This window comes from Shewanella sp. 10N.286.45.A1 (assembly GCF_041470405.1).
GTDB lineage: Bacteria > Pseudomonadota > Gammaproteobacteria > Enterobacterales > Shewanellaceae > Shewanella.
The window spans coordinates 1-8,128 of record NZ_JBFRMK010000336.1 but is presented as its reverse complement, the minus strand read 5'-3'; the positions used below and the strand labels follow the sequence as shown (position 1 = coordinate 8,128).

The window sequence follows — 8,128 nt, the reverse complement described above, 5'->3', positions numbered from 1 at the left end:
TATAGGTAAAGTCGGTCACTCAAACTTTATTGGGCTCAGCGACGTCAAACCCTCTATTTAACGTATTTGGTGCCGTATGACTAACATCGCCTCCGCCAAAACTTGGATTACGCTTATAGCCACGCACAGCCTTAATATCAGCTGTTCTCATGATCCGATATACCCGATTTTTGCCAACAGCCTCACCATCATCTTTAAGGTCTAAAGTGATATTTCGGTAGCCATACACACAACCGCTTTCTAGCCAATACTGTTTAATTTTACCTAGTAGTCGCTTATCTTCAGTCGCTCTGCGACTCAGTGGTTCCTTGAATCTAGACTTTATGAGCGTGTACTTTTCTTTGACTCGCTTGCAAAGAACACGGCTGTAGATTCAACCTGTCAACACAGTTAAGTTCTTGGGACATTTTTATTTGTGTTAACAGGTATAATGATTGTGATATGGAGGGGTGCTATTATTAGGTTATTCATAAGTTTCGGAGGTTGCAATGAGTATAGATTTAACACCAAGAGAGAGTGAGATATTGCTGTATCTGGTTAAGCAAGAGCTGGGTGGGATTTGTGGTGATCTTGGCTATACAGAACTGATAAAGTTAGCCCAAAAGTTGGAAGAGGTTGAGTAACTTTATTAAAGACTAGTTTGAAAATACTGACTACGAGCAAACTTTATCGTCTAATTTTATTCTGACGGACCAACTCTATTGGCGCTGAACATGTATTGATGTAAGACTAAAAGTAATAGGTTTCTTAAGGAGAGAATTTAGTTTTTAGATAGCTAGAAAGATTTTAGGTTAATGGCCCGACCGAGGCCCAGTTACTTGCCCCAATTGCCATAATTGTTTCAAATAATGACGCTAAAATTAGAGTTAAGTAATATTTTGCTTTTTTCATAATAGTGGTTCCTTTACTGAGATTATGACTCAGTTCCAATGTAGTTAATAGACGGTTTTTTAAGTACGCGAATAAAAAAATAACTAAAAAGGCAATTAGGAGCAAAGCAACTGGCAGAAGATTCGAACTACTACCATTAACCATTAACCATTAACCACTAACCTAAAATCACTCTAGAAATGAATCCCACATTAAAATAGCCTATTTTGTCAATGCTTTAGCGAAGAGACTGATTTTTTTACTGCCTTTCTACATTCATACATGTTCTGTAAGCAATTCCTTATAACCTGCATAGTCGGTTCAACCTACAGCCAAAATTAGTTCAATCAAATGGGAATGATAAGTCTCTAACTTCTAAGCTACTTAACGATGTTGATGATATTGATGTTTAGCATAGTTATTTAAGCGACTCTTTAAGTTTTGCTACCTCTAAATAGTGCATAAGTGTTTTATAAGTTATATATAAGTGTTCTATAACTAGGTTGCGCTCTTTTTGTTGGTTTCATGTCTGGTTCGTGATTTTTTAGTCTTTTATCGCTGTTAGTGAGTTAGATTTAACCTCTAAACACTAAGTGTATATCCTTTGTATAAGTTAATGTTTTTTCTTATCTTCATGTATTTAAAGTTAAAATAAAATATATTATAAGTAAATTATAAGCTTTTAAGGCCTTTGTTTCGCGGTTTTTATATGCCAAGCTATCCATAAATTAATGGAACCATGTGAGAACTTAAATGGACAATTAAAATGAAATTCTATTTCCCATAGATGCTTCAGAAAAGCATCCATATACCAAAGAGGTTATTGAGTTGGCCGAGCGGTCTGGTATTAGCATTACTAAGATCGGTGAGATATTGAGTTGGTCTCAATCTTATGTGAGCCAGTTAAAGTCGGGAAAAGGTAAGGCAAAAGTGAGTGATCTAGAGCCTTTAATTAGTTTGTTGTCACCTAGGTTGCCGGGGGATAGGTTTTATAATTATACCGTCTTTCGAGAGGCTAGACCGAAATTGCCGAGTGATTGGGAGCAATTAGTGCTTATGACTGGTCTAGTCGCTGAATCAGAACAAACTAAAGAAGGCCGCTACCCTCTTGGTGGCGATGATATTGGCACTATTGAAAAGTACCATCAACAAGTCGTGCAACAGTTGGATGAAAATGGTGAAGCATATCGTTCATTCAATACCTATAACTCTCCTGTTTCTATTTTTAATAGAAGTAAAGATATTGCAGAAAGGATGAGAGAAAGTTTAGACACTTATCAAGCTGAGAGGAAAAAACAGTTTGATCGGCAGACGGAAAGGGATGAAGAGCTTAAGCGCTGGACAGCTCAAGTTCTGAACTCTTTACCTTCAGTTGACGGCCTGTCAGATCAAGCGGCTGAAATAGAAGATGCATTAAAACGTTACATTAAGCCAAGATATGAGCAAGAAAACAAACATGCAAATATTATCAGTTATGAACACGGAAAAACTGGGCTGGTAAATGTATGTCGAGAAGCAGCTCACGCTCTGAATCTACCATCTTTAGTTAGTGACTATAAGCAAGAAGACTACCTAAGTTCTAGTGAATCAGATCAAATTTCGGCGCCAGCAGAGCATGCAAAACGACTTTTAGATAAATTAGAATCATATCAAAAGAGTTTTGAAGAAAATCAGCTGGATAAGCAACAAAGATTCAGGTTGAAAGGGTTATTTAAAAAGGATTGTTTAACTAAAATTAAGGGCATAAAAATTACTGATCCTAGGTGCCTTCCATCATGGGGTTCTTATGGACAAGAGTTATTTGGTGGAATGGTTAGGAAAGTTTTTAGTGATATAAATACTCCCCCTTATGAAATTAATCTTAGTGAAGCATTCGAGCTGTGGGCTAGTGAATTAGAGTACGACGTTGATGAAGAAACTGTACAAGTTTGTGGAAAAGTCTTTCATTCTGAAGCGCTCGGCGATGGTCAGCTTACTATCCATGAATTAAATTCAAGGAAGTTTGTTTACCTTATAGTATTCCCATGCAAAGAGCTGAATCGTCAAGTCACTTTACTCTCAAATCAACTTTCAGCAATAGAGCTTTTAGAGCATATTAAGATTGAGGCTGAAAGTTTGAATTGGATTGAGCAACTTCCCGCTTTGCTGTCAAAAATCAAAAGTGCTTTAAGCCAAAATGGTTATAGAGTTCCGGGTATTAGAGCCGTCTATTAATTTGGAAGCCTGCTTTGACAGGCTTATTTAACAAGGAATGTGAAAAATGATAGATTTAACTTTTGCTGTATTGGTTGACGGCGAAAATGCTTCGCAAGCTCAATATTCGTCCATGCTTGAGGAAGTTGAGAAATATGGCACAGTAGCGATTAAGTGGGTCTATGCTGATTGGACATCTAGACAACAAAGTGGCTGGCAAGACGTTCTTCATGAAACTGCATCAAGCCCTAAACAGCAATTCCATTACGGTAAGGATGCTGCAGATCATGCTTTAGTTATGGATGCAATTGAGTTGATCAGTAATAACCACCGAATTAATGGAATATGCATCGTATCAAGTGACGGTGGGTTTTATAGTCTAGCACAACGTGTTCGTGAGAAAGGCCTACATGTGATGGCTATTGGTAAGGAAAATACTCCTGAAAGATTCAGAAAAGCTTGCCATAACTTTGTGTTTACGAAGAATCTTTCAGATTCTACAGTACGCTTAAGTCACCAAGATTTAAACGTGCTGTTGGTTGATTCCTATTTGAGATGTGCTGAAAGTAATGAACCTGTCTATCTAGGTGATATGGGGAAGATGCTCAAAATGTTTGACTCATCCTTTGACCCTAGAAACTATAGTTTCGTAAGCTTAAAGAAACTAATTAAAGATAAAGCAGAGCTTTTCAAAATAGTAGATGAGCGGAGCGATAGATGCTTCATTGCTATGCACTCAAATATAGCTTCACAAGCAGGTGCTCGTTTGGAAGGTGTTATTCGTAAAATGGATACCAGTAGAGAGTTTGGCTTTATTACTTCAAATCATGGGGATTTTCACTTTAGCTTTAGCGAAGTGATGAATATTGCTCACTTACATGTAGGCGCAAGAGTTTGCTTTAAAGTACCAAGCGCAGGGGCACAAACGGATTTATCAGATGGTCAATGCCCAACAGTCAGTAATGTGAAATTGAAAAAGTAGAAGTAAAACAGGTTAACGGGCCAACTTTATTGGCTCGTTTTCCTCTTACGGGCCAACTCTATTGTCACCACACAAGTATGTATTGGTGGAATTAAAACGAAGACTGTTGAAATTGCGCCGAAGACAAAGCGAGTTAAGCTAATGACTGTTAGTCTAACAGGCATTAGCTTAACTGTGCGAAGAGGGTAATTCTCCAGTGCCCGTGCGATGGTAAGCCCCTAGTTTTCTAGACACTTTCTAAGTTCTCATAATACTGCTTTTCAAACTTCATTGGAGACAGTCCGTTATTACTACCATGATGCCGCACAGGATTGTAGAAATATTCGATATAGTTAAATATTTCAGCACGCGCTTCATCTCTGGTTGTGTAGGCTTTTCGCTTAATCCTGTCTTTTTTCAGTAATGAGAAAAAGCTTTCTGCAACTGCATTATCATGACAGTTTCCTCTTCGACTCATACTCGCTTCTAGGTTGTGCTCTTTAAGAAAGCTACGCCAATCAGAGCAAGTATATTGCACGCCTTGATCAGAATGGATAAGCACCTTTTCTGTTGGGTTGCGTCTCCATACCGCCATCAGTAGTGCATCAATAACTAGGTCAGCTCTAGCAGTGCTTTTCATTGTCCAACCAACAACCTGTCGAGAGAATAGATCGATAACAACGGTGAGATATAGCCAACCTTCATGAGTCCGAATATAGGTAAAGTCGGTCACCCAAACTTTATTGGGCTCAGCGACGTCAAACCCTCTATTTAACGTATTTGGTGCCGTATGACTAACATCGCCTCCGCCAAAACTTGGATTACGCTTATAGCCACGTACAGCCTTAATATCAGCTGTTCTCATGATCCGATATACCCGATTTTTGCCAACAGCATCACCATCATCTTTAAGGTCTAAAGTGATATTTCGGTAGCCATACACACAACCGCTTTCTAGCCAATACTGTTTAATTTTACCCAGTAGTCGCTTATCTTCAGTCGCTCTGCGACTCAGAGGCTCCTTAAGCCAGGCATAGAAGCCGCTGCGGTGAACGCCAAGTATTTCGCATAGGGTTTTTACTGGGTAGCTCTTGAGCCTAGACTTTATGAACGTGTACTTTTCTTTGACTCGCTTGCAAAGTACACGGCGGCCTCCTTTAGGATATTTCGCTCTTCGGTTACGCGACGCAGTTCAGCCTTGAGTTTACGTATTTCGTCTTGTTGATTATCAATGGTGATGTGTTGCTTTTCTGGCTTATCAAACTTATTAATCCAGTTATGCAAACTTTTGGAAGTGACGCCTAATCTATCAGCAACATCTGCGATTTTATAACCACGCTCAGTGACTTGTTTAACAGCTTCTATTTTGAACTCATCTGGATATCGTTTTCCGCGCATGTAACACCTCATATTTTTGGTTAAGTATAACTCTATGAAGTGTCTACTGTTCTAGGGGCTTGCCACTATGTATCCTGTTGAATAATATCAGGATGTAACTAAACTTATTGAGTGTTTTACGTGATTATATTTCATCGGAATTTGGTTGGAGTCACTAAATATGACTATACATCTCAGTTGATGAATACTTTATGGTGCCCTTATATGGTTGTGATTTCATTTTTTGAGTGGAGGGGCTTACACGTTGATACTTAATATTTATAAAAATGGGGACTGGTGCCAGTTTTTTTAAAAAATGCATTTCACCAACAAACTGAAATGCATTCAACATGAAAACTCAGGTTTTTACTTTAATTTCTAGATGGATAGATTCCGTCCAGGCAAATGATGAAATTAGTGACAAGGTAGGGTTGCCTATTATTAACCGGATAGCTCGAACCACGCGCTTTTAATGTCTGATTTGCCATCACTTCTTGTCCAGAACCTGGAGGATTCTTAGTAAAGGCAAGTGAACTATCACGTGTCGTCGCCAGGTTGCTATTACTGGCAACATCAGTTGTGTCCTTAGCGCTACCTGTAGTTGCATAAATTTTATGCTGGTGTACTGGCATTTGGTGTTGACCAAGTACATGGCTATCGATACCACCACGTTCGCCTAGTAGGTGAGAAGATAACCCTGGGCCACGATTATTACCACCACCACAGTGTAATGGGAAGCTTGCCGCCAGGTTAGGTAATCCCATTGTGACCCTACCATCCCCCCCGTAGGAAGTTCCAATCAACGAAAATAGCGCACTATTTTGAGAGATTGGCAGAATGCCACCCAAACAACTAGCCCAGAGCCTCGGTTGAAAATTAAAACCGACCATTCTGATTTCACCTATATAAGCATCAGCCATAGTATCGTTCTCCTAGTTTCTTGAGGGGAAAACCCCTTGCAGGGCAATCAAAAAGTTAATAGCTTGATAGGGAGCCATATTGTTCAAACTGTGACTAGATCCCTCATTAGCAACAGTATCGAGATACATGGTGCCAGTATGAGTTGACGTTGCACTAGTAGGTAGAAAATGTTTGCCTTTACCTACTACCTGCCCATTTGGGGAGCTTGAGTTTTCATCTTGAGTTGAAACCTGAAAATCATGGTTGTGTACAGGTAAGTTGGCTTCAGACAGAGTTACTGTGCTACTACCACCTTTGTAGCCCTGTGAGTAAGACAGTCCTCCTATACCAGATCCATCGTTTCTATGAACTGGAATACGACCTCGCATTTCTGGCAAAGTAAAACTTGATATACCATCGCCGCCATAGGTTGTACCGATCAATGCATACAATTGTACGTTCGAATTAATAGCTAGCAGTTGTCCATTGCAAAGTCCAAAATTCCGAATCGCAAAGATCCCCGCAAACATAATAATATCACCAGTAAAAGGTGTCATATTTTCCTCCTAATTTCGTGCTGGATATATACCGTCCAGCGCAATGATAAACAGCAAAACACTGGTTGGCTGGACAATACTGTATGCTTTACCAGAACCTGAGTTTGTTACCGTATTGGGTGCTAGAGAAGTCAATTGATTAGGCGCGCTGTAATACTCAAGATCAGCGCCACCAACTGTAGCAAACTGATTTTCTTCAGACAAAGTACTTGATGCGGGTATTGGTGTATTGCCTGTATCAGTGGAAGCCATTACGGTATGGGTGTGTGAGGGCATTTCGTCCACAGATAAAGTATGATATTGAGCTCCTCCCTTAACCCCGAAGGAATGACTAGGACTGTTAGGAAAACGGTTTATAGGTGCTCTCCCTCTAAAGTCAGGAAGGTTGAAATATGTGCGTTCATTCCCTCCATAGGTAGACCCTAATAATGAATACAAAGCTTGGTTAGTTTGTATGGAAAGTTGTTGTCCGTCGCAAGTACTCCAGTCAACTGGAGCAAACTTGTAGCCAACAGGTTTAATTTGTCCGTAAAACGGCTCTGACATTAGAGCACCCTCCCTAGGTATGTGTAGAACATTCTTCAATCTTTGATTGAACGTTTTCTCTTGAAATACAAATATGATACGAGTCTTGGGCGTTTGGCGTCATAAATACGCTCTCTTCACCAAACGCTGGGTTTTTAAACCTATAGATCCCCTGAGGACAGTGTTGCTCCTTGGGGCCGGTTAATAGCAGTGAAAAAGCATCAAATCGTTTACCATGAGCGAGCGCGCGATCTACTTTATCAATAATCAAATCCGTTATTTTATTGTTGCTATCCAAGTTGTAAACTTCGATACTTTTCCCTTTGAGGTTTGTTAAAACATCAAAGTCAAATTTACTTACATCACTCATTTTGCTACTCCATTTATTATCTAATCGCAAAATATAAGCCGACCGAGTATTCGGAAGTTCTAATTTTCTTTTGTGTAATATTTAAGCTATCAAAAACACCTTTCGATATCAAATCTCCTAGCTTGAAAAGCTTTTTGTCGAAAATGGTGGCAAAAGACTTGGCCCTTAAGAAAAGTTCATGCCTTCATTTATGGATGCTGCACTTAACGGCGAGAAAGCTAGCAATAGTCAAATAAGAGGTTTCACTAATAACTAAGGGTTACTGAAGACTGCCCCCGTTTTCTACTAAAGTTAAATCAAATTACAAACTGATATTTTTAATATCTTTTTTAATGCACCTATGCTGTTTCTTCGGTGGCTATGCCGTTTAGTTAT

Annotated in this window: 8 protein-coding genes and 1 pseudogene; 3 read left to right on the top strand and 6 right to left on the bottom strand. The window is 39.3% G+C overall.

The genetic code is table 11. The annotated features are described in order from the left end of the window. Positions 1-22 precede the first annotated feature (22 nt). Positions 23-378 (bottom strand): annotated as a pseudogene (locus tag AB4238_RS20720) (IS3 family transposase); the annotation flags it as partial. Positions 379-488: 110 nt separating this feature from the next. Here AB4238_RS20720 and AB4238_RS20715 point away from each other — a divergent pair. The 3 genes from AB4238_RS20715 to AB4238_RS20705 all read left to right on the top strand — a co-directional run bounded on the left by AB4238_RS20715 (position 489) and on the right by AB4238_RS20705 (position 4,045). Further along, entirely contained in the window at positions 489-623 is a 135-nt protein-coding gene (locus tag AB4238_RS20715; RefSeq protein ID WP_372035348.1) for a hypothetical protein, read from the top strand. 1,075 nt (positions 624-1,698) lie between these two features. Continuing rightward, positions 1,699-3,084, top strand: a complete 1,386-nt coding sequence (locus AB4238_RS20710) for a hypothetical protein (RefSeq protein WP_372035346.1) — start codon at positions 1,699-1,701, stop codon at positions 3,082-3,084. A gap of 46 nt (positions 3,085-3,130) precedes the next feature. Beyond that, entirely contained in the window at positions 3,131-4,045 is a 915-nt protein-coding gene (locus AB4238_RS20705) for an NYN domain-containing protein (protein ID WP_372035344.1), read from the top strand. A gap of 226 nt (positions 4,046-4,271) precedes the next feature. Here the strand turns inward: AB4238_RS20705 and AB4238_RS20700 are convergent. The 5 genes from AB4238_RS20700 to AB4238_RS20680 form a co-directional block, all read right to left on the bottom strand. Beyond that, positions 4,272-5,422, bottom strand: a protein-coding gene (locus tag AB4238_RS20700; RefSeq protein WP_372035342.1) for an IS3 family transposase whose coding sequence is annotated in 2 segments (ribosomal slippage) — positions 4,272-5,185 and positions 5,185-5,422 — 1,152 coding nt in all. Because the reading frame shifts where the segments join, the coding sequence is not laid out codon by codon here. A gap of 350 nt (positions 5,423-5,772) precedes the next feature. Further along, positions 5,773-6,291, bottom strand: a complete 519-nt coding sequence (locus tag AB4238_RS20695) for a phage tail protein (RefSeq protein WP_372035340.1) — start codon at positions 6,289-6,291, stop codon at positions 5,773-5,775. A 42-nt stretch (positions 6,292-6,333) separates the two neighbouring features. After that, positions 6,334-6,858 carry a phage tail protein gene (locus AB4238_RS20690; RefSeq protein ID WP_372035338.1) on the bottom strand — a complete coding sequence of 175 codons (525 nt, stop codon included), beginning with the start codon at positions 6,856-6,858 and terminating at the stop codon, positions 6,334-6,336. A gap of 9 nt (positions 6,859-6,867) precedes the next feature. Further along, positions 6,868-7,404, bottom strand: coding sequence for a phage tail protein (locus AB4238_RS20685; protein WP_372035336.1), 537 nt, complete (start codon positions 7,402-7,404; stop codon positions 6,868-6,870). A gap of 13 nt (positions 7,405-7,417) precedes the next feature. Beyond that, positions 7,418-7,753, bottom strand: coding sequence for a DUF6916 family protein (locus AB4238_RS20680; RefSeq protein ID WP_372035335.1), 336 nt, complete (start codon positions 7,751-7,753; stop codon positions 7,418-7,420). Positions 7,754-8,128 lie beyond the last annotated feature (375 nt).